Annotated in this window: 18 protein-coding genes; 5 read left to right on the top strand and 13 right to left on the bottom strand. The window is 66.3% G+C overall.

Features of this window, described 5'->3' with window-relative positions; all coding sequences use genetic code 11:
* Nucleotides 1-22: 22 nt before the first annotated feature.
* Nucleotides 23-1,423, bottom strand: coding sequence for a 23S rRNA (uracil(1939)-C(5))-methyltransferase RlmD (gene rlmD, locus CJZ82_RS00930; RefSeq protein ID WP_198949597.1), 1,401 nt, complete (start codon nucleotides 1,421-1,423; stop codon nucleotides 23-25).
* A 121-nt stretch (nucleotides 1,424-1,544) separates the two neighbouring features.
* On the opposite strand from rlmD, the gene apcD reads away from it, so the two are divergent.
* Nucleotides 1,545-2,039 carry an allophycocyanin subunit alpha-B gene (apcD, locus tag CJZ82_RS00935; RefSeq protein ID WP_094553904.1) on the top strand — a complete coding sequence of 165 codons (495 nt, stop codon included), beginning with the start codon at nucleotides 1,545-1,547 and terminating at the stop codon, nucleotides 2,037-2,039.
* 1,073 nt (nucleotides 2,040-3,112) lie between these two features.
* Here apcD and CJZ82_RS00940 read toward each other — a convergent pair.
* Nucleotides 3,113-4,159: a J domain-containing protein gene (locus CJZ82_RS00940; RefSeq protein ID WP_094553905.1), complete on the bottom strand. Its 1,047-nt coding sequence runs from the start codon at nucleotides 4,157-4,159 to the stop codon at nucleotides 3,113-3,115.
* A gap of 21 nt (nucleotides 4,160-4,180) precedes the next feature.
* Entirely contained in the window at nucleotides 4,181-5,821 is a 1,641-nt protein-coding gene (locus CJZ82_RS00945) for a DUF3370 family protein (RefSeq protein ID WP_233129951.1), read from the bottom strand.
* Between the two features lie 283 nt (nucleotides 5,822-6,104).
* Between CJZ82_RS00945 and CJZ82_RS00950 the strand changes: the two genes are divergently transcribed.
* Nucleotides 6,105-6,299, top strand: coding sequence for a sigma factor SigF (locus tag CJZ82_RS00950; protein ID WP_094553907.1), 195 nt, complete (start codon nucleotides 6,105-6,107; stop codon nucleotides 6,297-6,299).
* On the opposite strand, the gene CJZ82_RS00955 is transcribed toward CJZ82_RS00950, so the two are convergent.
* From CJZ82_RS00955 to CJZ82_RS00975, 5 genes are all read right to left on the bottom strand, one after another.
* Nucleotides 6,247-7,068, bottom strand: a complete 822-nt coding sequence (locus tag CJZ82_RS00955; RefSeq protein WP_094553908.1) for a sigma-70 family RNA polymerase sigma factor — start codon at nucleotides 7,066-7,068, stop codon at nucleotides 6,247-6,249. The two genes, CJZ82_RS00950 and CJZ82_RS00955, sit on opposite strands and share 53 nt — an antisense overlap.
* 244 nt (nucleotides 7,069-7,312) lie before the next feature.
* A complete protein-coding gene (locus tag CJZ82_RS00960; RefSeq protein WP_094553909.1) occupies nucleotides 7,313-8,143 on the bottom strand; it encodes an ATP adenylyltransferase in 831 nt (276 codons plus the stop codon).
* On the bottom strand, nucleotides 8,130-9,077 hold the full coding sequence (locus tag CJZ82_RS00965; RefSeq protein ID WP_369820000.1) for a SpoIID/LytB domain-containing protein: 948 nt from the start codon (nucleotides 9,075-9,077) through the stop codon (nucleotides 8,130-8,132). Before CJZ82_RS00965 ends, CJZ82_RS00960 begins: the two co-directional genes overlap by 14 nt.
* A gap of 32 nt (nucleotides 9,078-9,109) precedes the next feature.
* Nucleotides 9,110-10,039, bottom strand: coding sequence for a PhzF family phenazine biosynthesis protein (locus CJZ82_RS00970; RefSeq protein ID WP_094553911.1), 930 nt, complete (start codon nucleotides 10,037-10,039; stop codon nucleotides 9,110-9,112).
* On the bottom strand, nucleotides 10,036-10,953 hold the full coding sequence (locus CJZ82_RS00975) for an NAD(P)H-dependent glycerol-3-phosphate dehydrogenase (RefSeq protein WP_094554124.1): 918 nt from the start codon (nucleotides 10,951-10,953) through the stop codon (nucleotides 10,036-10,038). Before CJZ82_RS00975 ends, CJZ82_RS00970 begins: the two co-directional genes overlap by 4 nt.
* Nucleotides 10,954-10,996: 43 nt before the next feature.
* Between CJZ82_RS00975 and CJZ82_RS00980 the strand changes: the two genes are divergently transcribed.
* Complete coding sequence (locus CJZ82_RS00980) at nucleotides 10,997-11,773, top strand: SDR family NAD(P)-dependent oxidoreductase (RefSeq protein WP_094554125.1); 777 nt, start codon at nucleotides 10,997-10,999, stop codon at nucleotides 11,771-11,773.
* An 11-nt stretch (nucleotides 11,774-11,784) separates the two neighbouring features.
* Here CJZ82_RS00980 and CJZ82_RS00985 read toward each other — a convergent pair whose 3' ends face one another.
* Entirely contained in the window at nucleotides 11,785-12,147 is a 363-nt protein-coding gene (locus CJZ82_RS00985; RefSeq protein ID WP_198949608.1) for a DUF2237 family protein, read from the bottom strand.
* Nucleotides 12,148-12,346: 199 nt separating this feature from the next.
* Here CJZ82_RS00985 and CJZ82_RS00990 point away from each other — a divergent pair, with 199 nt between their 5' ends.
* On the top strand, nucleotides 12,347-12,568 hold the full coding sequence (locus CJZ82_RS00990) for a hypothetical protein (protein ID WP_094554126.1): 222 nt from the start codon (nucleotides 12,347-12,349) through the stop codon (nucleotides 12,566-12,568).
* 3 nt (nucleotides 12,569-12,571) lie between these two features.
* On the opposite strand, the gene CJZ82_RS00995 is transcribed toward CJZ82_RS00990, so the two are convergent.
* The 3 genes from CJZ82_RS00995 to CJZ82_RS01005 all read right to left on the bottom strand — a co-directional run bounded on the left by CJZ82_RS00995 (nucleotide 12,572) and on the right by CJZ82_RS01005 (nucleotide 17,560).
* Complete coding sequence (locus CJZ82_RS00995) at nucleotides 12,572-12,844, bottom strand: DUF4090 family protein (protein WP_094553913.1); 273 nt, start codon at nucleotides 12,842-12,844, stop codon at nucleotides 12,572-12,574.
* 62 nt (nucleotides 12,845-12,906) lie between these two features.
* The gene (gene metH, locus CJZ82_RS01000; protein WP_094553914.1) at nucleotides 12,907-16,611 is read right to left on the bottom strand and encodes a methionine synthase; all 3,705 of its coding nucleotides are present in this window, start codon (nucleotides 16,609-16,611) and stop codon (nucleotides 12,907-12,909) included.
* A 31-nt stretch (nucleotides 16,612-16,642) separates the two neighbouring features.
* A complete protein-coding gene (locus tag CJZ82_RS01005; protein WP_094553915.1) occupies nucleotides 16,643-17,560 on the bottom strand; it encodes a branched-chain amino acid transaminase in 918 nt (305 codons plus the stop codon).
* Nucleotides 17,561-17,649: 89 nt separating this feature from the next.
* On the opposite strand from CJZ82_RS01005, the gene cobN reads away from it, so the two are divergent.
* The gene (cobN, locus tag CJZ82_RS01010) at nucleotides 17,650-21,426 is read left to right on the top strand and encodes a cobaltochelatase subunit CobN (protein WP_094553916.1); all 3,777 of its coding nucleotides are present in this window, start codon (nucleotides 17,650-17,652) and stop codon (nucleotides 21,424-21,426) included.
* On the opposite strand, the gene CJZ82_RS01015 is transcribed toward cobN, so the two are convergent.
* Complete coding sequence (locus CJZ82_RS01015; RefSeq protein WP_094553917.1) at nucleotides 21,427-21,972, bottom strand: hypothetical protein; 546 nt, start codon at nucleotides 21,970-21,972, stop codon at nucleotides 21,427-21,429.
* Between the last annotated feature and the right edge of the window lie 22 nt (nucleotides 21,973-21,994).

Below are 21,994 nucleotides of genomic sequence, written 5' to 3' on the forward strand. Positions count from 1 at the left end.
CCGTTCTCGCCACCCCAATGGCTCAGGTCGCGGGAGTTTCCCAGGTGCGTTCCAGCACGGCGAGCGCCTCCACGTGCTGGGTCTGGGGAAAGAAGTCGATGGGCTGAACCCGCAACAGACGCAGGGTTCCCGGGGCCGTGAGCCTGGCCAGGTCGCGCGCCAGGGTGGCGGGGTTGCAGCTCAGGTAAGCCACCCGCTCGGGCGGGGCAGCCAGAATCGCTTCGCAGACCCGCTCCGGCAAACCCTTGCGGGGCGGATCCAGCAGCAGCCCATGGGCTCCTTCCAGGGCTTCGGGCAGAGCCAGAGCCACATCAGCGGCCTCGAGGATCAGACCATTGAGCCCGTTGAGTCCGGCATTGAGCCGGGCCTGCTCCACGCTGGAGGGGTGTTGCTCAAGACCCAGCACCCGAGCACCGGCGGCGGCCAGGGGCAGGCTGAACGTGCCGATGCCGCAGTAGGCATCGACGAGGCGGCGACCAGGGGCCGGGAGGAGGGCCTCGATCAGCAGGGGCACCAGGCGCTCGGCCTGGGCGGTGTGCACCTGAAAGAAGGTATCGGGACCGATCCGGATCTCGAGGCCCGCGAAGCTGTCGTTCAGCCATGGACGACCGGCGATCTCGAGGGTCCGCGGCCCCATCAGGGTGTTGGTGGGCAGGGGCTGGATGTTGAGGCCAACGCCCACCAGCTCAGGCCAGCGCTCCATCCAGATCTCCGCCATGGCCGCCAGGTCGGGCAGGTCACTGTGGCTGCTGATCAGCGTGAGCAGCACCTCACCGCTGTGGTGCCCGACGCGCAGGGCCAGGTGGCGAAGGCCGCCGCCCTCGGTGAGATCCACATCCACAGGCCAGTCGCTCTGCTCCAGGTCGCGTTTGAGCGGAGCGATCAGGCCATCGATGCGGGGATCGAGCACCGGGCAGCGATTCATGTTCACGATCCGGTGGGTGCCGCTGCGGTAGAAACCCGCCCGCAGTTGCCCATCGGGACAGCGCTCCAGGGGAATCGTGGTGCGGTTGCGGTAGCCAAGGGGAGTGGCTGAGGCCAGGATGGGCTCCACCTCAAGCGTCTGTCCGCCGATGCGGCGCAGAGCCTGCTGGACCAGGTCCTGCTTCCAGGCCAGCTGGGCCTGGTCGCTGAGGTGCTGCACGCCGCAGCCGCCGCAGTCGGAGGCAAGGATGCAGGGGGGCTGGCGACGCTCGGGGGCGTCGTTGTGACGCTCCAGCGGATGGGCCACCAGATGGCGCTGGGCCTTGTGGTGCACCCGGGCACGCACTCGCTCCCCCGGCAAGGCATCGGGCACGAAAACCACCAGGTCGGGAGCCGTCTCCTCATGGGAGGCGATGCGCGCCACACCCTGGCCGTGATGGTTCAGGCCGGAAATGCACAGATCCAGGTCCGTTCCTGGGACCGGCAAAGGAAGTCCCATCGGGATCGGAGCGCTTTGGACGTTGAGCAAACCCTAGATGCAAAGGGGCGTTACATCTGAAGACGTCCTTCGGCGCGGGGCTTCCCGGATCGATAAACTCATCAAGCGCCTGGATTCCTTGATGAGCGTCGTTCGGGATCTGATCCTCCAAGCCGATGATCAGCTGCGGTATCCCAGCGGCGGAGAGCTCCGCTCGATGGCGCAGTACCTCTCAGGCGGTCCCCAGCGCATCCGCGTGGCCAGGGCCTTGACAGAAAACGAGAAAAAGATCGTCGACGAGGCCGCGCGCCTGCTTTTCACCCGCAAGCCTGAGTACGTCGCCCAGGGCGGCAATGCCTACGGCCAGAAGCAGCGGGCCCAGTGCCTGCGCGATTTCAGCTGGTATCTGCGTCTGGTCACCTACGGCGTACTGGCAGGAAGCACCGAGAAGATCCAGGAAATCGGCCTCAACGGGGCCCGTGAGATGTACAACAGCCTCGGCGTGCCCATGGCCGGCATGGTCGAGAGCATGCGAGCCCTGAAGGAAGCCTCTCTGGTCCTGCTCGGCACCGATGATGCCGCCAGCGCTTCCCCTTACTTCGACTATCTGATCCAGGGCATGCAGACCCCTCTCTGAGCCCGGGGACAGCAGCAGCATTTTTTTTGATTTTGCTACGGCCGACTGAAGGCCGGAGTGGTTGATCGCGCTGAATGAGCTCGACCAGCTGACCCATCCGTCTCATTCTGGCCCAGGCATGAGTCCTGAATCTTGGCGCGCATGAGACGCTCGGGATTCATTTCAGAGCTCACCTGCTGGCAGCCCCTGGCTCTCGAACATCGTGACCAGCCCCTGCCAACCCGCAACGCTGCCCTGGATCCCGTCAAGGTCATCTCAGGATGGACCCGAACTGGGCCACAGAGCGGGACCCACGCGAGACTACAGAGAGCGCTCAAACAGCATGAATCTTCCGCCAGAAGCGCTGGCTGGACAGCAACAGTTCAACCTGACTCCTGCAGCCAAGCTGTTCGTCTGCGGATGCGCAGGGGAGCACTCATGGCATTCATCCGTGTCGCATTTCGAGACTAATTATGGGTCCTGAACTAGACACGGAAGTCCCAACCGAGACCTAAGTCTGGTCTAGACATGCCTCTCATCTGAGAAGGCATGGAAGACATGGAAGAAGCTGAATTCGGGTCTGGCTTCGTTTCGGGTCTGGCTCCGTCTCAATTTGGCTTCGTCTCAATCTGGCCCCGTCTCGATTTCGCTCAGTCTCGATTTCGCTCAGTCTTGATTTGGCTCTGTCTCAAAAGGCGTGTTTTCAGCATTGCCCCAAGAGGTTGGGCAGGGCTCCTGCAACCAGAATCAGCGGCGTACCTGTGTCTACAGCAGGTACGCAGAAAGATTGGAGCTTGCTACCACTGGCATTTGAGCAGCTCAACAGGCCCTGGACGTCGTGTCCAAGCGCAGTTGGACAGGCACCGCTGCCGAAAGAACAGACCACCCCATCAAGCGCCCGGCGACCTGGTGCCACTCAAGAGGCGATCGAGCAACCACCCAACGGGAGGCAATCGAACAACCAGCAATCAGAAGGGTGGAATCCTCGATCTCGCTAACACTCCTGAAGGCGGCTCGCATTTCTCGTCCGAGACGCTTAGCAGGACTCATAAGCAGTCTTGGCTGGGATAGTCGCAACAGCGATAGCACCCCGTTCAGGCCGGCCTGCGGTAAAGCTCCTTGAGCAATTGATAGGCCTCATTGAGGCGGCGCATCGCGTCGGCGCTGCCTCCTGAATCCGGGTGGTGGCTCATGGCCTGCTCGCGGTAGGCCTCTCGGATCTGGTTGAGACTGAGCTGGTGACCCGGGGCCGTCGGCAGGGCCAGCACCTTCAAGGCGCCGTGCAACGTCATCGTGTGCTCAAGGCTCTGGAAGGAGGTGCCCTGGCGTCGCCGGCGGAAGCGATGCACGAAGCGACGAATCAAGGTGGGGATCCGCAACGTGAGGGTGCCGGTGCTGAAGGGATCCTCCAGCAAGCCAGCGGCCACGATCACCCGGTTGAACCTGGGCGGTCCAGGCGACCAGCCACTCACAAAGCCACTGATCCACTGCTCCATCAAGGTCCAGGTGAAGGGCCGCCCCTCCGACTGATCCGACTGAGCCCAGATATCGCGGGCCAGCCAGAGCATGGCCGCCTCCAACACCGCCTCGTTCGCGGCCGTGCCGTAGAGGCTCAGCCAGTGCTCATCCACGGCGAACAACGCCTGATCCAGTTCAGGGGCCTCAACAGACGGCAGTGGTTCTTGGGTAGTGGCAGGCCGGGGATGCAGGCTGCGTCTCAGCCGCGCCGACGACTGACGTACGAAGCCGGGCAGGTCAATGCCGGTTGAACCCGCGCCGTCTCGGGTCTGCTTGGGCTGAGCAGGACTGGGAGATCTGGCCAGCAGCTGGAGTGAGGGCTGATCTGAAATCAGAGGCTCTCCATCTCCTGCATCAAGTGTGAGCAGATCGGCCGCCTGCTCCGTGACCAGCACCAGGGCCCGGCAGCCATCCAGCTCCTCCTCAACCCCGCTCTCGTCCGCGTCTCTCTCTTCCTCCAGACCATCGGTGCTGGGGAAGAGATCGTCCAACAGACGCTCAAGCAGGGCCCCGCGGCTGCGGTGACCCAGCTGTCTGCACAGCTCATCGATCTGCTCCACCTGGGCGACGGGCAGGATCAGCTGAATTCTCTGGCGATCCGCCTTCGTGTCGTCGGGGGGCACGGCAACCTGTTCAGGTCGGGCTTAACGGCCCATCAACTGCCTGAGAAAGCGTTGCTGGGCCTCGGCGGCCTCGTCGTAGCGATCCCGCAGCGTCTGAGTCTCCTGGGGGGAGGCCGGAGTGGATGTGCCCATGGGCACCACCCCCGCCACGGTGGGCGAGCCTGGAGGCGTCTGGTTCAGCAGCCTCAGCGGCGGCAGCGGCGGCAACCAGGCAGGCACGATCGCGGGCCTCGGCAGCGGTGGGGGCGGTGTGGGGCGGGCGCTGGCGGGCTTGACAGGTCTACGGACAGGCGTGGCCGGAGCGGGGGTGATGGCCTGGGCCGGGGGGCGCGCTGCAGTGGTGGGAACCGCAGGCCTCTGACCTCCCGCTACCGCCGGCGGGGCCGCCGCTGGAGTGGTCTTGCGCTTGGCCGCTGCTGCCGCGGCGGCAGCAGCGGCCTGGGCGATCTCAACCTGGCGTTCCCGCTCGCGCAGCTGGGCGAGCTGATAGGCCGGCACGACGCTGAGCAGATGACCCGGGGTGGCGTCAGCTGGGTAGACCATGCTCACCTTGACGCGGTTGTTGACACCGGGGCGAAGGTTCAACGAACTCAGCGAGAGGCTTTCACCGGAGCGCATGCCCACATGAACTTCGCGATAGCCCTCGTCGGTTTCGATCCCGATTGATCCGCGAAACGCGGTGAACTGACGACCATTAGCGGTGGGATGGCTGAAAACCAGGTCATGGGGGCCTGAGCCCTTGAGATTCATCTCGACATCGAAGCGCACTCCATAGGTGCCCACGTTGTCGAGAGAGGAATCCACCATGCGGCTGGCCAGGGAATTCACCTGGATCTCCCCGGTGCCGAAATGGTGGCGGTTGGTGCTGGTGAAGGGCACATGCAGAGGGGCCTGGTTCAGATCGTGGTTGATGCTGGCCTGGAAGGCATCGCCGAGGGCCACCCCACCGACCCTGGAAAACACCTGGCGGTTCTGGATCTTGGGGAGCATGCCCAGGTAGATCCGGCCTGGAGCCAGAAGCCCCTGGTCGAGAACAGCGAACAGATCGGAGTCGGTACGGGGATCCTCCGCGGCCACAACCGCCATCTGAAAGGGACCATCGCTGCGGCCGCTGAGCAGGCCGTTGGCAATGCCACGGGCAGGAAGGCGGGTATGGAACAGAACCGCCCGGCTGTTGGCTGGAATCGTGATCCGTTCGGGCAGCTTGGGATCAAGCTGATTGCGCAGCATGATCACGGCTGTGGCATCGCCAGGGCCAGTGTTCCAGGGCCTGGGACCCAGAGGCTTGACCCCCATCAGGTGATTCGCCAGATAGGGCGCCTCGAAACTGTTGCGCACTGCACCACGGTCGAAGTGGAGCGTGACCGGCCTGGAGCCGGGATTCATCACGATCGTGGCCAGGGTGAGCTGCCCACGCACAAGGCCGTAGCCGAGGCGGGTGGCATCTTCGGGGTAGTACTTGTGGTGCATATGCAACCCGAATTCACCGTTGAAAGTGAAGGTGCTGTTGCTCAGGCTTTGACCGGTTTCCCGGGCCACTGCCGATCCGGGGGCCGTGTTGACAAGGATGCCCGGTCCGAAGACCTCTTCCGGCTGGTTGGAGTGCAGCACCGGCACGGCGTTGAAACGGCCCTGCAGAGGGCGTGCTGACTGTCCTGCCATCAGCTGCACGTAGGAGGCCCGCGCAGCAGGAGCCTCGAGAACCGCGCCCGCCCCGGAAAGGGTGGCTATCACAGCTAGACCAATGGGACCAGTTCTTCTCACTCTGATTCTCTGCTGGGACGATGTTTCGATTGAGCGGTTGTCCCTTCAGCAGCCGCTGGGCCAGGAGCCTTGACTGGGGGGGAGGTCTCGCCAGCACCTGCTCCGTGGCCCCATTGAGGAGGAGACGGCGCATCAGGGGTGGACCGCTCGCTAGAACCGTCCGTGCACGTGACATTTTCTCATGTTTCCTCCCCTGCCCTGCTTTGGTGGTTCAGGCTGCGACCCCGCCACCAGCCGCCGTCAGCATCAGGAGCGCAAAATGCGCATGCTCACGTACTGGCGGGACGGGGTCGAGCGGCAACTGGCGGCTGTGAATGCCGCGATCAGCACGCTGGAGAAGCAGATCGCCCGCGATGGAACCCCGGATCAGGGCTGAAGCTCAGGCTCTCCCCTTCCATCCGCTGCCTCAAGGTCTCCAGCGCCCGAGCGAGCAAGCGATGCACGGTCATCGGGCTCACTTCCATCTTGCGGGCCGTGCACCTGAGGCTCTGGCCCGCCAGCACCACCTCCTGGACAGCGGTGCGCTGGCGCAGCTCCAACTGAGCCAGCAGTCCCATGATCCGATCGCCGGCTTCCTCTCCCCTGGGACCTTCCTCCGTTTCGGGCTGGTTGGCGGCGATCCGCTCCTCCTCCCCGTTCAGACTGGTGAGCCTGCCCAGCTGGCGCAGTTGCTCAAAGCGCTGCCACTGAGCCTCACTCAAGCCCAGCAGCCGCCTCAGGCTGGAGTTAGCCAGGGGCTCCGTGCTGCGGCTGCCGTCGCCGCCTCCAGCGGCCTGGTCGTGCTGCAAGCGGCGCAGACGGTCCTCCAGCTCCCGCTGTCGCCGGGGGAGCCTGATCACAGGCGCCTGATCACGGAGGTAGTGAAGAATCGCCCCGCGGATGTGATGGCGGGCAAAGGCTTCGAACGGGGTGCCCTGGTCGCTCTTGAACAGTTCGGCTGCTCTGAGCAGGCCCAGCAGGCCCACCTGAGTGAGATCGTCGCGACCCTCGCGGCATAGGGAGCTGTAGTGGTGGGCGATCGGTCGTACCAGTTCAAGGTGCCTGGCCACTCGGTCATTGCGCTGGCGCAGCTGCCGGCTCAAGCCAGAGCGGCTGGGGAGGCTGGAGCGGGTTGGGCGGGATTGAAAAAGGGAGGCGCTGGTCATCGGAATCAAGAAAGGTGGATGTAGTTGGAGCCGGATCAAGGAGCCACGACCTCGGGTCGCTGCCCCCTTTCCAGATACGGACCAGGCAGCAGGTCACGGCAACCGTGAAACCACGGAATGGCCCGAGTGCTGGGTTCGTGCCGCGTGGATTCGATGCGCTGGAAGCCGAGCCGATCTGTTTCGACACGATCCGAACCGATCCGAACGAAGCCGATCCGTTGGAGCAGGCTTTCGATCGCAGGCCTCAGCCTTTCGCCGCCGCCGCCTGGAGCAGGGCCCAGGGGCCCTCACGTTGCAACCAGGCCAGCTCCGAACCTTTGCTCAGCAGCAGGTAACCGGCAAATCCCAGAGCATTGACGCTGAAGCCCGCCACATGCTCCCGTTCCCGCCTCACCGTCAGGAACCAGTGGTCAGTGAACATCAGGTTGTAAGGATGGCGAGGTCTGGGGTCGCCGGCGGGTTCGCCCAGACCGAGAGCCAGGGCATGGGCGTGGTAAGTGGCAGCCAGGGCTTCGGCTCCCTCGCCGGGCCTGCGGGGGCTGAGTCTGTAGGCCCAGGGCCAGGGTCCGCCCGCTCCGGCCAGCTGGGCTCTCAGCAGCCCATCCAGCGGACAGGCCGCCTGGTCGCCGTGGCGCGGCAGCAGCTGGAGGTGGCGATGGGGCTGGCTGGCCCCGGCCTCGGCACAGCTGTTGAAGAACCAGAGTCCGCCGGTGTCGGCATCGACCAGAGCAACCGCCGCCCAGTCGCCGTCATCGAGCCAGCCTGACTGAGGCTGATAGGCCTGGGTGATCAGCAGGACATGGCCCGCCTGGACAGGGTATTTGTTCAGCAGCACCAGATGGCGGCGTCCCAGCAGGCGCACCTGCAGCGGCGAATCCCAGGGGCGGAAGGGGTTGGGCTTGGGCCCCTGAGCCCGCAGGTGCTTCGGGGTGGCGGAGAGCAGGCGGCGCAGCTGAAACGGTTCCCAGCCCTGGGGGGGGATCAGCTCCGTCTCCAGTGGAACGAGGCTGCCGCTCTTGAGAGCAAGACGGCCACGCTCCAGCGCCTCAGCCCAGATGCGCTCAGTTCGCTGCACCGATCTGCAACCGAGCCAGGGACGCACCCTGGTAGTAATGACCAAGGATCTGGTTGTAGCGCTGGCCCTGACTGGCCAGTTGCTGGGCACCCTCCTGGCTCATGCTGGCCCCCAGATGTCCATGGGCCTCCAGAGTGATCTGGGAATTGGCCGCGTAGAGGCTCTCCACGATGCCCCCCTGGTAACTGAGGATGAGGCCGTTGGTGCGCTCAGTGGCCTCCCGGGTGCGGGCCGTGACCGACTCCAGCCCCCGGTAGGCCTGCCAGCGGGTCGTGTCCCCCAGGTGCCAGAAGCGGTTGGCGGGCCGGGCCAGATGGGCCAGGGCGTAGGAGCGGGCCGCCACTGCCTGGGCCTGGAGCGCCTCCATCGACCAGGAACTGGGCATTTCTGCCCCAACCACCGAGGCGATGTAGCGCTCCAGCGGCAGGTGATTGATCGGGGTGATGCCGCTCCCCTCCCTCAGCAGCCGCAGGCGGCCCTCATAGGGCAGACCATTGACCAGCAAGGCCTGCCCGCCGGAGCTCTCCAGCCAGAGATCAGCGCTGCTCTGGCTGCTCCAGTCAACAGATTCACCGGGACCGCCGCGGAGCAGCACCCGGCCGTCGCCGTCCAGCAGCTGCCAGGGGCCCCTGGCCGAGAGTGTGGGCCGACCGGCCTGGCGCAGCAGGGCCACCCGCGCCTCGAGGGGAACGGGACGACCAGCGGCCGGTTCCGCCAGGGCCAGGTCACCGCTGGGGGGCATGCCGGAAGGAGGCGGGGGGATGGCCGCGTCGGCGCGGCGCGTCTGGATCTCCTCCAGCTGCCGCGCCTCGGCCTGACGGTCGGGGTCGTCGGCAGCCGTGGCCGGCAACAGCGCCTCCATCACCTTGGAGTCGAGGCTGGAGCGGGGCTCGGTGAACGCCTGCTGGGCCAGGAAGCCAAGGCCCAGGGCCACCACGCTCAGGGGCGCGGTGACGAGAACACGGTTCAGCCCGGGCCGGGCAGACAGCAGCTCCAGTCCTCGGCTTCTCCAGCCTCGAAACCAGCTCTCAAGCGGCCATCCCACAGCAGTTGACCCGAACCCAACAGGCGGATCATGCCTGAAGACAGCCGTTCGCACACCATTCCGCCGCCCTGGGGGGACGGTTGCCAGCCCACCACCCGCTCGCGCCGCAGCTGATCACACCACCACGGGGCCACAAGGGCATGGGCGGATCCAGTGACCGGATCTTCGCTGATGCCGAGGCCCGGTGCCAGGAAACGCAACTGGTAGTCGGCTGGAAACCCCTGCACCGTGGGGGAATGGCCGCTGGCGGCCAACGCCTGCATCAGCACCAGGCCCTGGCGCACTTCGCCGCGCAACTCCTGCGCGAGGGAGTGCCCATCCAGGCCAGCCAGGTCGAATTCCGGCGGCAACAGCGCCACCCAGTAGCCCAGAGCCGAACGCCAGCCGCAAACCGGCGTCACCCCCAGCAACCGATCCAGCTCGGCGGGCAGGGGCGAGGGCTCAAGACCTGCTGAGGGGAGGACCAGCTGGGCGCGGCCCGCAGCGGATTCGCTCAGGCTCACCAGCAGCGGCCCGGAGCGGCTGTGCAGGCGGATCGAGGCACCTCGCGCCAGCAGGCCCCAATGGCCGAGAGCCAGGGCGGAGGCCAGGGTGGCGTGGCCGCAGAGCGGAACTTCACAGCGCGGCGTGAACCAGCGCAGGGCCCACTCGCCCGCGGGCTCGGTCCCAGGCTCAAGGCGGCTGAGGGGCAGCAGGAACGCCGTCTCCGACTGGCGCAGCAGGCCGGCCACCGCCTGCATCCAGGCGGCCGGCGCTGGCTGCTTCAGGGCCACGACCGCGGCACCGTTGCCCTGAAGCGGCCGTTCTGCGAAGGCCGTGATCAGGACGGCGGGCAGGGTGCCGTCGCTCATCGCTCCTCAGCCTTGAGATCACGCTCCATCAGGGCGCGCACGGCCTCATGGGGGGTGATGCGCCCCTCGATCAGGCCCACCACCTGGGCGCAGATCGGCAAGCGGGCACCGCCCCGCTCCGCCAGGGCCAGGGCGGCGACTGCCGTTGATGGGCCCTCCACCGTGGCATCGATGGCCCGGATCGCTTCCTCGGCACTGAGCCCATCCGCCAGGTGCAGACCGAAGCGATAGTTGCGGCTGAGGCGGCTGTTCGCTGTGGCCAGCAGATCTCCCAGCCCGGCAAGCCCGTAGAGGGTGTCGGGAACTCCGCCCAGCTGCTGGCTGAGGCGGCCCATCTCCGCCAGCCCCCTGGTGAGCAGGGAGGCCTTGGCGTTGGCTCCCAGGCCCAACCCATCGCAGACACCGGCCGCTACGGCCATGACGTTCTTGAGGGCACCGGAGAGCTCGGTGCCGATCGGATCGGTGTTGGTGTACAGCCGCAGTTGATCGCTGCTGAGGCCCTGCTGCAGCGACTGGGCCAGATCAGAGTGACGTGATGCCAGCACACTGGCCGCCGGCAGCCCCCTCTCCAGCTCGCCAGCCAGGTTGGGGCCACTCAGCACCAGGCTGGAGATGGTGGGAATCGAGCGCTGCCAGAGCTGGGATGCAGTGAGGTGGTGCTGCAGGTTCAGGCCCTTGGTGCAGCTGATCAGGGGCAACCCCGAGGGCCACCGGTGGGAGAGCCTCTGGGAGAGCTCCGGCACACCGGCCATGGCGATGGCGCAGAGAATCACGTCCTGGTTCGCCAGCAGGTCGGCGGGCTCACCGCCGTCGCGACGCGACCAGCTGCTGAGCTGGTGGCCACCCTGCTGGAACACCCGGCCAAGGGCGCGGCCCCAAGCGCCTTGCCCGAAAATGCCAATGCGTAGTGCCATCTCACCATGATGGAACATGCCTCTTTCGCCCCTTTCCATGTCGATGCCAGCTCAGGGAGCTGGAGCCTCTGAAGGCGCCCAGGGGCTCTTCCAGTGGCGGGGGGATGCCCTGGTGGTGGGCGGCGGCGGCATCGGCAAGGCGTTGCTCCAGGCTCTGGCGAAGCGGGCCCCCGCCCTGCGGCTGTGGGCCACCAGCCGGCGGCCGTGGCCTGCTGGGGGAGTGGTGCCGCCGGAGCGGGCCCTGGGCCTCGATCTCACCGACGACTCCAGCCTTGAGGCCTGCGCCAGGCGGCTGCGGGAGGAGGAGGTGAATCTGCGGCTGGTGATCAACACCGCCGGCCTGCTCCACGACGGTGACCTGCAACCGGAGAAGCGGCTGCAGCAGCTTCAGCGGAGCTCCCTGGAGCGCCTGTTCAGCGTGAATGCCTATGGCCCAGCGCTGCTGGCCCGATCCCTGGAACCCCTGCTGCCCCGCCAGGAGCCCGTGCACTTCGCCAGCCTCTCAGCCCGGGTGGGCAGCATCGGCGACAACCAGCTGGGCGGGTGGTATGGCTACAGGGCCGCCAAGGCGGCCCAGAACCAGCTGCTGCGTTGTCTGGCCCTGGAATGGGAGCGGCGCCTGCCCCTGGCCTGCGTGAGCCTGCTGCATCCGGGCACCACCGCCACGGCGCTCTCCGAACCCTTTCGCCGCTCAGTGCCGGCGGAGCGGCTGTTCAAGCCTGAGCGGGCCGCCAACCAGCTGCTCGATGTGATCGCCGCCCAGGGGCCCGCCCACTCCGGCCGCTTCCTGGCCTGGGACGGGACGACGATTCCCTGGTGAGATTGGGGGACTCAGGACTGGGGGGAGGGAGAGTGGGCGAATGACTGAAGCAGCTCCAGGGGGATCAGCTCCAGGCTGGAGACCTCGGTGGCCTCCAGCCGCACCGGTGGTGCCACTCCGTCGTCGTGGGCCTCGAGCCAGCGGGCGGCACAGACACACCAGTGGTCGCCGGCTTTGAGGCCGGCAAAGCCGTAGGCGGGCCTGGGGGTGCTGAGGTCGTTGCCCTGGGAGAGGGAATAGCGCAGAAAAAGATCGGTGATGACGCAACAGACCGAGTGCCTGCCGTGGTCGGAGGGATCGGTGCGGCAATGGCCATCGCGGAACCAGCCGGTCATCGGCTCACAACCACAGACCACCAGAGGCTGCCCCAGCACATTCAGCGACAACGGGCTGGGGGCACTCGACGATTGATCCACGCAAAAACCCAGGCATTTACCCCGAGTCTGACCAGCCGCGGGCACGAAATCCAGCGGAGAGGTTGACGGATTCGGGGGGGCAGGCGTTAAAGCTCATTGAGCTGTGGTGTTGGAAGGCCTCCTTCTGCCGCCCTTCCGCCTTGCCTTCAACACCTTCATGAGCTGGGATTACGCCGAAGACGCTGCCTTCATGGCCCTGTACGACGCCTTCAAGGAAAGCGGTGAAACCTCCGCCATGGAATTTCTCGCCCACGGGGAGGGAGCCTTCCACTTCCAGGAACTCACCCAGAACGCCGCTGGAGAGGGAATTGATCTGAGCGACTCCGATGCTCTGGAGGCCTTCCAGCAGGACGTGATCGACAGCCTCGAATCGCTCTGAGCCTCAGCCGTAGAAGAAATCGATCTCCTTAGGCTTGAGGCCCTCCCAGCCTGCAGCCTTGAGCCTGGCATCGAGGCTGGCCTGGTCCAGGTGCTTGGAGCCGGTCTTCACCACCCGGTTGCGCATCGACTTGCGCACGCCGCTACGGGCCCGCTGAGCCTCCAGCGCCATCACCTCGTTGTAGAGGCTGAGCATTTCGTCAGGTATAGGGCTTCCATCGAGATCAAGGCCGGCGGCAATCGCCGCATCGACACCATCAGGACCGGCAATGGCCATGGCAGAACAGGCAGACACCGACTCAGCCTGCCACCGCCCCTGCAGCCCTGGCGAGGGTGGAATCAGGCACTGAAATAGCGGGCACGGCTGTGAACCGCCACCAGGGCGGTGGTGCTCTGCTCGGGATCGAGCTGATCGCTCTCATCCATGGTCAAGCCGATACGGCCGGCATCGAGCCAGGTGAGTTGCTGGCGGGAATCGGCCACGTTGGGGCAGGCCGGATAGCCGAAGGAATAGCGGCTACCGCGGTAGCGCTGGGCCAGCACGTCGCGCAGTACAGCCGGTTCCTCGGCCGCAAAGCCCAGCTCGCGTCGAATGCGGGCGTGGGTCCACTCCGCCAGCGCCTCGGCCATCTGAACGCCCAGCCCATGGAAGTAGAGATAGTCGGTGTAGCGATCGGCGGCGAAAAGTTCCCGGGCAAAGGCGCTGGCCCGCTCGCCCATGGTCACCGCCTGCATCGGCAGCACATCACTGGGCCCGCCATCGCTGAGATCGCGGAAGAAATCGGCGATGCAGTAGCGATTGCCGCCCCGCTGACGCGGCAGCTCGAAGCGCCCGAGCACCCGATCGCTGCCGTCGGGATCGAACACCACAAGGGCATTGCCTTCACGGCCGCAGGGGTAGTAGCCGTAGGCGACACGCGGCGTGAGCAGGGCCTCCTGCCGGCAGCGCTCGATCCAGCGCTGCAAGACGGGCTCGGCTTTCTCAGCCAGCATCGCCTCATAGGCCTGACGGCTCTGCTCCTGGCTCTTGCGGAGCTGCCACTGGCCGGCGAAGAGGGCGTTGCGATCGAGATAGGCAAACACCTCATCGAGGGGGATCTCGCTCTCCTGAATCAGACAACTGCCCAGGAAGGGCGGTTGCACGGCGGGCTCCTCCGGCACCACCTCGGAGCGATGGCTGGTGACTTCGAACTGGCTGGTGGCGTCAGGATTTCCGGCTGTCTCAGGAATGGCAGCGGCTCCAACTGCTGCGGACTCAGCAGCCGTGGCCTGATCAGGCGTGTCGATCCCCTCCGCCACCGGCGCGGGCTCGGCTTCGACCTCCAGGCCGAGCCCCGCAGGCGCACCGGCGAGGAAGCCAAGGCGGTCATCCCACTGGCTGTTCCTGCGGGCCTCCGAGAGCGCATCCATGAAGCGCAGGTCGGCAAAGGCATCGCGGCCATAGATCACCTGGCCATTGTAAACGGAGCGACAGTCCTTCTGCACGAAGCGGGGGGTAAGGGCCGCCCCACCGAGGATCACCGGAACGGTGATGCCAGCCTCATTGAAGGCCTGCAGGTTGTCCTTCATGAAGGCGGTCGATTTCACCAACAGACCGCTCATGGCGATGCAGTCGGCCTGGTGAATCCGCTGGGCTTCGATGATCGCCTCCACCCCCTGCTTGATGCCTAGGTTGATCACCTCATAACCGTTGTTAGTCAGGATGATGTCAACCAGATTCTTGCCGATATCGTGCACATCGCCCTTGACTGTGGCGATCAGGAACTTGGCCTTGGCACTGCTCACTCCATCAACCTTCTCCATGTGCGGCTCCAGAAAAGCCACTGCTGCCTTCATCGTTTCAGCGCTCTGAAGCACGAAGGGAAGTTGCATCTGACCGGAGCCGAACAGCTCCCCAACCACCTTCATGCCATCGAGCAGAAAGGTGTTGATGATCTGCAGCGGCGGGTGGCTGGTCATGGCCTCCTCAAGGGCCGGCTCCAGCCCGATGCGTTCGCCATCGATGATGTGCTGACGCAGGCGCTGCTCCACGGGCAGATCGGCCAGGCTCGGACCCGATGCCCTCGCCTCTTTCGCACTGACCCCATCGAACAGTCCGGTGAGCACGGTGAGGGGGTCATAGGTACAGATCGCTCCCGCCGCCTCCGATTCGAAACGGCGGCGGTCGAGGATCAGATCACGGCAGACCTGCTGATGCTCCTCGCTGATTTTTGCGAGTGGAAGAATCTTGGCGGGGCTGACGATGGCGGCATCGAGGCCCGCCTCGCAGCAATCATGCAGAAAGACTGAATTGAGCACGATCCGAGCCGCCGGAGAGAGCCCGAAGCTCACATTGCTCACTCCCAGAACCACATGAACTCCCGGCAGATTCTCGCGAATCAGGCGGATGGCCTCGATCGTGGCGACGGCATTCCGGCGGTCCTCCTCGATGCCCGTGGAGATGGGCAGAGCGAGGGGGTCGTAGAAGATCTCATGGGCCGGGATTCCATACTCAACGGCATCGCGGTAAGCCCGCTGGGCGATGCTGAACTTGCGCTCTGCCGTGCGGGCCATTCCCTCCTCATCAATGGTGCCAACCACCACCCCAGCGCCATAGCGGCGTGCCAGCTCCAGCACCTTGAAGAAGCGCTCGTCGCCATCCTCGTAGTTGGTGGAATTGAGGATGCACTTGCCACCGGCCACCTTGAGGCCGGCCTCCATCTTCTGCCACTCGGTTGAATCCAGCATCAGGGGCAGATTCACATTGGTGACAAGACGACTGACAAGATCGTGCATGTCCTTCTCGCCGTCGCGACCGACATAGTCGACGTTGACATCGAGCACATGGGCATTTTCCTTGATCTGGCCGCGAGCCAGGGCCACCAACCCGTCCCAGTCTTCGGCGTTGAGAAGATCACGCACCTTCCTGGAGCCGCTGGCATTGAGCCGTTCACCGATGATCAGGAACGAATTGTCCTGGTGATAAGGGGTGATTCCGTAGATCGAGGCGGCGGCCGGTTCGCACTGCAGAGCAGGACGCGTCAGCCGTTGCTCCGGCAGCCGCACCGGCCGGGGACTGGGGTGCAGATGCGCCGCCAGATCGGCCAGTGCCGCGATATGGCTGGGGGTGGTGCCGCAGCAGCCACCGATCACCTGGACCCCCAGATCCTCGACGAAGTGAAGCAGCTGCATCCGCAGCTCCAGGGGGGTAAGCCGGTAATGAGCCACGCCACCCACATTCTCCGGCAGTCCGGCATTGGGAATGCAGCTGATCACAAAGGGACTGTGCTCACTCAGGTAGCGGATGTGAGCCTTCATCTGCTCTGGACCGGTGGCGCAGTTGAGGCCGAGCACATCGATCGGAAAGGGCTCCAGAATCGAGACGACTGCGGCGATGTCGGAGCCGACCAGCATCGTGCCGGTGGTCTCCATCGTGACCGAGACCATCAACGGCCGGCGCTGGCCGGCGGCCTCAAAGGCCTCCTCCAGGCCTTGGAGCGCCGCCTTGATCTGCAGCACGTCCTGACAGGTCTCGACGATGAACAGATCGACATCACCCGCCAGCAGCCCCGCAGCCTGCTCACGGAAGGAGGCTTTCATCGTGTCGAAATCGATATGGCCCAGGGTGGGCAGCTTCGTGGTGGGGCCCATGGAGCCCGCCACGAACCGGGGCTTGGCGGGGGTGCTGTAACGATCGGCCATCTCGCGGGCAAGCTCGGCAGCCCGTTGGTTGAGGACGAAGGCCTGATCCTCCAGCCCGTACTCCGCCAGCACGATCGAGGCCGCGCCGAAGGTGTCGGTTTCGATCACATCGCAGCCCGCTTCGAGAAACTGACGGTGCACGGCCTGCACGGCGTCAGGGCGGGTGAAGACCAGGTTCTCGTTGCAGCCCTCGAGGGCGGCGCCACCGAAGTCCTCGGCGCTCAGATCCATCTCCTGCAGCGAGGTGCCGGTCGCGCCATCGAACACAACCACGGGCCGGCCTGGGCCGTGCAGGTGATCCAGAAACCCGACCCTGCCGGTTCCTGTCCTTGCCGCTGCCGCCCCGCCAACCAGTGCCGTCATCGCGTGATCGTGCCAGCGATCACTCTAGAAATCAGTCGCGCAGGCGGATGCGGGTGACCCAGTGGTCATAGCTGGGGTCCTTGCCCATGGTGATCTGGGTGAGCCGCTCGCGCAGCAACTCCATCACAGGGCGCTCCGTGGGCAGATCGGTGGTCTCGACCCGCCGCACCGGAGTCACCCGTGCCGCAGTACCGCTGAGGAACACCTCGTCGGCCACGAACAGCTCGGTCTTGTCGACCGCCCGCTCGATCACAGGGATATCGAGGGCACGGGCCAGCTCCAGGATGCTGGCGCGGGTGATGCCCTCCAGGATGTCCTGATCAACGCCCGGGGTGATCAGCACGCCCTCGCGAACGATGAAGAGGTTCATGCCACTGGCCTCACTGACCTTGCCGCGGCTGTTGAGCAGCAGGGCCTCATCGAAGCCGCTCTTCACCGCCTCCGTCTTGGCCAGGGAGCTGGTGATGTAGGCGCCGCTGATCTTGCCGCGCAGGGGCAGGGAGCGGTCCTCCTGGCGGGTCCAGCTGCTGACGCGGCAGCTCACGCCATCGGGGGAGAGGTAGTCGCCCAGCTCGATGCCATAGATCAGGAAGTCGGTCTCGATGTCGTGCAGACGCGGCGCGATGCCGAGATCACTGGTGTAAACGAACGGCCGCAGGTAGATCGGGGTGGTGGGACGGTTGGCCTGCAGAAAGGCGTCGATGGCGCTGAGAATCGTGCTCTCCTCCAGCTCAGCCAGCAACAGTCGGGCGCTCTGACTCAGTCGGCGGGCGTGGCGGTCGGCGCGGAACAGCAGAATTTCGCCAGGATCCGAAGGGTTGGGCAGGGCACGCATCCCCCCGAAGGCGCCGGTGCCGTAATGCAGCGCGTGGGTGGCCACCGAGAGGGTGGCCTCGGCGAACGGAACGCATCCGCCCTGGAACCAGGCGTAGGGGAGAAATTTCTGCATGCGGAGAAGCTTGGCTAGGGGGAGGAGCGGCCGGCTCCGCACCGTGGACGGGCCACGATCTTCTCACCGTCAGGACCGAGGATGGGCCGATGCATCGGCTTGCGGCAGTTCCCGGCGCCACCGGCGACACGGATGGTCCCCTCTATGTGGAGCAGCCATCGGCTCCCCTGTTGCTGCTCAGCAGCGCCGACACCGACCTGAGCGCGCTCGCGGGCCTGTTGCGCGACGAGCCGGCCCTGCTCAGCCAGGAGGTGCGCGGCCTCAATCTCGCGGCTCTGGATCACCCCGCCGTGATTGATCACTATCTGGCCACCAGCCTGGGGGACACCCGGCTGGTGCTGGTGCGCCTGCTGGGGGGCCGGGGCCACTGGAGCTATGGCCTTGAGCGGCTGCGCCACTGGGCCAGCGGCCCAGGCCGCCAGCTGGTGGTGGTGGCCGGCACCAGCGAAGACGAGAGCGACCTGGCGAGCCTGGGCACTGTGGATCAGGCCCTGGCCCTGGCATTCGGCCGCTGCCTGCGGGAAGGGGGGCGCGCCAACCTGCGCCGGGTGCTGGTCAGCCTCGGAGCGCTTCTGCTGGGGGAGCAGCCCGAGCCGCCGCTGACCCAACCCCTGCCCGATCCGGCCCCCCACGACTGGCGGGCCGATCCCGGACCCAGGGTCGGCCTGGTGCTCTACCGCGCCCTGTTGCAGGCGGGAGACACCGCCCTGGCTGAGGCCACCCTGAGCGCCCTGCGCCGGCGCGGACTCTGCCCCAGGGCCCTGTGGGTGAGCGGCCTGCGCGATGGAGCGGTGCAACGCGGTGTGGCCGACCTGCTGGGGCGCGAAGGGGTGCAGGCGGTGCTCTGCACCACCTCCTTCGCCTCGGTGCAGTTCGAGGAGGCGGGCCTCGGCGCACCGCTCTGGGAGTCGCTGAACGTGCCGGTGCTGCAGCTGCTCTGCAGCAGCTCCAGCCGAGACCGTTGGCAGAGCAGCAGCATCGGCCTCAGCCCGCTGGATCTGAGCCTGCAGGTGGCGCTGCCGGAGCTGGATGGCCGCCTCACCACCCGGGTGGGAGCGTTCAAGGAGGCCGCCGACCGGGCCGATGAGCGGCTCACCACTGCTCTGCACCGCTACGAGCCGGATCCCGAACGCCTCGACTGGATCGCCCAGCTGGTCAAGGCCTGGGTGAGCTTGCGCGGCACTCCCCCGGCCCAGCGGCGCCTGTCGCTGGTGCTTGCCAACTACCCCACCCGCAACAGCCGCCTGGCCAATGGCGTGGGGCTCGACACCCCCGCGAGTGCGGCGGCGATGTTGCACTGGCTGGCCGCCGCCGGCTACGACCTCGGCAAAGCGGAGGAGCTGCCGCAGGATGGCCAGGAGCTGATCCGTCGTTTGCTGGCGGGCCGCAGCAACGATGCCGAGAGCAGCCACCGGCCGCCCCTCGACCACCTTCCCCTGGCCACCTACCAGCTCTGGTATGGCGGGCTGCCACAGGCGGGACGGGATCTGATCGAGCGGCGCTGGGGTTCCCCCGACAAGGACAGCGGACTGGAGCGCACCGCCGGCGGAGTCGGGTTTCCGATCCGAGGTTTGCGTTTCGGCCGCACCCATGTGCTGATCCAGCCGGAGCGGGGCTACGACCGCGACCCCAGCCTCAGCTACCACAGCCCCGATCTGCCCCCCACCCACGCCTATCTGGCCCAGTACCTCTGGTTGCGGGAGGTGGAGGGCTCCCAGCTGGTGGTGCACGTGGGCAAGCACGGCAACCTGGAATGGTTGCCGGGCAAGGGACTGGGGCTCTCCAGCCAGTGTTTTCCCGAGTGGGCCCTGGGGCCGATGCCCCACCTCTATCCCTTCATCGTCAACGATCCAGGCGAAGGCTCCCAGGCCAAGCGCCGAGCCCAGGCCGTGATCCTCGACCACCTCACCCCGCCCCTGGGGCGTGCGGGATTGCACGGGCCGCTCCAGACGCTTGAGGCCCTGCTGGATGAGTACTGGGAGGCCTGCCAACTGGGCAGCGGGCGGGTGGCACCCCTGCGCCAGCGCCTGGCCGAAACCCTCGAGACCCTGGAGCTGCCCCTGGAGGCCTGTGACCTGGAGAGCCGTATCGATCGCGCCGACGGCTACCTCTGTGAGCTCAAGGAGGCCCAGATCCGTACGGGCCTGCACACCTACGGCCACTTGCCCTCCCCGGAGCCGCTGTTGGAGCTGCTGCTCTGCCTGGCGCGGCCACCCCTCGCCGAGGGGCCTGGACTGACTCAGGCCCTGGCGAAGGATCTGGGGCTGACGTTCGATCCCTGGGCAGATCCCGAAGACGAGCCCCTGGATCCGGCCGACCGGCAGCTGCTGCTGACAGCCCTGGCCGCTGGTGGAGCCACGCCCACAGCGGCAACGCCCGGCGGGACAACGACAGAGTTGGCCCAGGCCTGCCGCCGGATCGGGGATGGCGTGGCCCTGCTGGAGGCGTGGGCCCTTCAACGGCTGCGACCCCTGCTGGCGCCGCCAGTTGAGTCGTTGCTGGAGCCCCTCTCGATTCCCATGGTGGAAGCACAGCCCTGCGGCGCCAGCACCCGCTCGGTACTGGAGCGAGTGCGAGGCGACCTGATCCCACGGCTGCTGCGTTGCGGTGAGGCGGAGCGAGAAGCCTTTCTCGCAGGGGTGGCGGGGGAGCGCATTGCCGCCGGTCCCTCCGGGGCCCCCACCCGCGGCCGTCCCGATCTCCTCCCCACCGGCCGCAACTTCTACAGCGTCGATCTGCGCGGACTGCCTAGCGAAGCGGCCTGGGATCTCGGACGGCGCAGCGCCGAGTTGCTGCTGGAGCTGCACCTGCAGGAGGAAGGTGACGATCTGCGCCACCTGGCCCTCTCGGTCTGGGGGACAGCAACGATGCGCAACGGCGGTGAAGACATCGCCCAGGCTCTGGCCTTGATGGGGGTGCGGCCGGTCTGGGACGGGCCTACCCGGCGGATGGTGGACCTGGAGGTGATCCCGCTGTCCCTGCTGGGGCGCCCGCGGGTGGATGTCACCCTGCGCATCTCCGGCCTGTTCCGGGATGCCTTCCCCCAGCTGGTGGGCTGGGTCAACCGGGCCACGGCCCTGGTGGCGGGCCTGCAGGAGGCGGAACCGGATAATCCCCTGGCGGCGGCCCTGATCCGCGAAGGTCACTGCGCCAGGGTCTATGGCTCAGCGCCGGGGGCCTATGGCGCTGGACTGCAGGGCCTGATCGACAGCGGCCAGTGGGAGGAGCGCAGCGATCTGGGCGAGGCCTACCTCAATTGGAGCAGCTGGCGTTATGAGGGCAGCGGTGAGGCGATCGCCGATCGCGGCGGGCTGGAGCAACGGCTGCGCCAGGTGCAGGTGGTGCTGCACAACCAGGACAACCGAGAGCATGACCTGCTCGATTCCGACGACTACTACCAGTTCCAGGGAGGGCTGAGCGCCGCCACGGAGCTTGTGCGCGGTTCAGCGCCCGCCCTCTGGTTCGGAGATCATTCCCGCAGCCAGCGGCCCCGCCTGCATCGGCTGGAGCGGGAACTCGACAAGGTGCTGCGCTCACGGGTGCTCAACCCCCGCTGGATCGAGGGGATGCGCGCCCATGGCTACAAGGGTGGCTTCGAGCTGGCAGCCAGCCTCGATTACCTCTTCGCCTACGACGCCAGCACCGGCCGGGTGCCGGACTGGAGCTACGGCGCCATCTGTGACACCTGGCTGGGAGATGAAAGCCTGCTCGACTTCCTGCGCCAGGCCAATCCCTGGGCCCTGCGCGATATGGCCGAGCGGCTGCTGGAAGCCCACAACCGCCGACTGTGGGAGTCGGCCAGCCCTGAGCAACTGGAGCGTCTCAGGCAGTTGGTGCTCAGCAGTGAAAGCCTGGTGGAGGGCTGATCAGGTGATGATGTCCCTGGCCATGTCCTTGAAGGAATCAATGGTGCCTGGCTTGGCCTGTTGCAGGCTGCTGCCCGGCTGCCCATCGGCCGCACTCCCTGCAGCCTTACGGGCTGCTGGTGCTGCACCGCCAGCGGCGTTGACACCACCCACGGCAGCTCCCCTGAGGCGCTTGCTCAGCTCCGCCGAACTCAACTTCTCAGCAAAGGTTTTTTTGACCGGTTTGGGCACGCCACCGGTGAGGTTGGTGTTGGTTGCCTTCGTCTCGGTTCCGGGCAGGCCCGTGGTGGCCATCTCGAGCCGAGCCGCCATCGAATCCACCTCCTGGATCATTTCCTTGCCGCCAGGGTTGTCGGCGTTACCGGGGAAGGTGTGGCGGATCTTGTTCGCGCGCCGCATGAAGTTCACATCACCGAGGCTGCTCGAGGCGTCTGGATCGAGATAGAAGCTTTCTTCCTGCTTGGCCTTCACCGGTTTGGCCTTGGGGGCCTTGGAAGAGAATGCTCCTTCGGAGCGGTTACCGAGCAGACGATCAAACAGACCCATGGTCAGGAAACGGAAACCTGGT

Origin of the sequence: Synechococcus sp. 1G10 (genome assembly GCF_002252625.1) — a bacterium.
GTDB lineage: Bacteria > Cyanobacteriota > Cyanobacteriia > PCC-6307 > Cyanobiaceae > Regnicoccus_A.

What these genes read in the sequence shown, in the direction of transcription:
- CJZ82_RS00950 (WP_094553907.1), top strand. Translation starts at nt 6,105, where the DNA reads ATGTTTCCTCCCCTGCCCTGCTTTGGTGGTTCAGGCTGCGACCCCGCC.
- metH (WP_094553914.1), bottom strand. Translation starts at nt 16,611, where the DNA reads ATGACGGCACTGGTTGGCGGGGCGGCAGCGGCAAGGACAGGAACCGGC.
- CJZ82_RS00975 (WP_094554124.1), bottom strand. Translation starts at nt 10,953, where the DNA reads ATGGCACTACGCATTGGCATTTTCGGGCAAGGCGCTTGGGGCCGCGCC.
- CJZ82_RS00990 (WP_094554126.1), top strand. Translation starts at nt 12,347, where the DNA reads ATGAGCTGGGATTACGCCGAAGACGCTGCCTTCATGGCCCTGTACGAC.
- CJZ82_RS00995 (WP_094553913.1), bottom strand. Translation starts at nt 12,844, where the DNA reads ATGGCCATTGCCGGTCCTGATGGTGTCGATGCGGCGATTGCCGCCGGC.
- rlmD (WP_198949597.1), bottom strand. Translation starts at nt 1,423, where the DNA reads ATGGGACTTCCTTTGCCGGTCCCAGGAACGGACCTGGATCTGTGCATT.
- apcD (WP_094553904.1), top strand. Translation starts at nt 1,545, where the DNA reads ATGAGCGTCGTTCGGGATCTGATCCTCCAAGCCGATGATCAGCTGCGG.
- CJZ82_RS01015 (WP_094553917.1), bottom strand. Translation starts at nt 21,972, where the DNA reads ATGGGTCTGTTTGATCGTCTGCTCGGTAACCGCTCCGAAGGAGCATTC.
- CJZ82_RS00955 (WP_094553908.1), bottom strand. Translation starts at nt 7,068, where the DNA reads ATGACCAGCGCCTCCCTTTTTCAATCCCGCCCAACCCGCTCCAGCCTC.
- CJZ82_RS00970 (WP_094553911.1), bottom strand. Translation starts at nt 10,039, where the DNA reads ATGAGCGACGGCACCCTGCCCGCCGTCCTGATCACGGCCTTCGCAGAA.
- cobN (WP_094553916.1), top strand. Translation starts at nt 17,650, where the DNA reads ATGCATCGGCTTGCGGCAGTTCCCGGCGCCACCGGCGACACGGATGGT.
- CJZ82_RS00945 (WP_233129951.1), bottom strand. Translation starts at nt 5,821, where the DNA reads ATGGCAGGACAGTCAGCACGCCCTCTGCAGGGCCGTTTCAACGCCGTG.
- CJZ82_RS01005 (WP_094553915.1), bottom strand. Translation starts at nt 17,560, where the DNA reads ATGCAGAAATTTCTCCCCTACGCCTGGTTCCAGGGCGGATGCGTTCCG.
- CJZ82_RS00980 (WP_094554125.1), top strand. Translation starts at nt 10,997, where the DNA reads ATGCCAGCTCAGGGAGCTGGAGCCTCTGAAGGCGCCCAGGGGCTCTTC.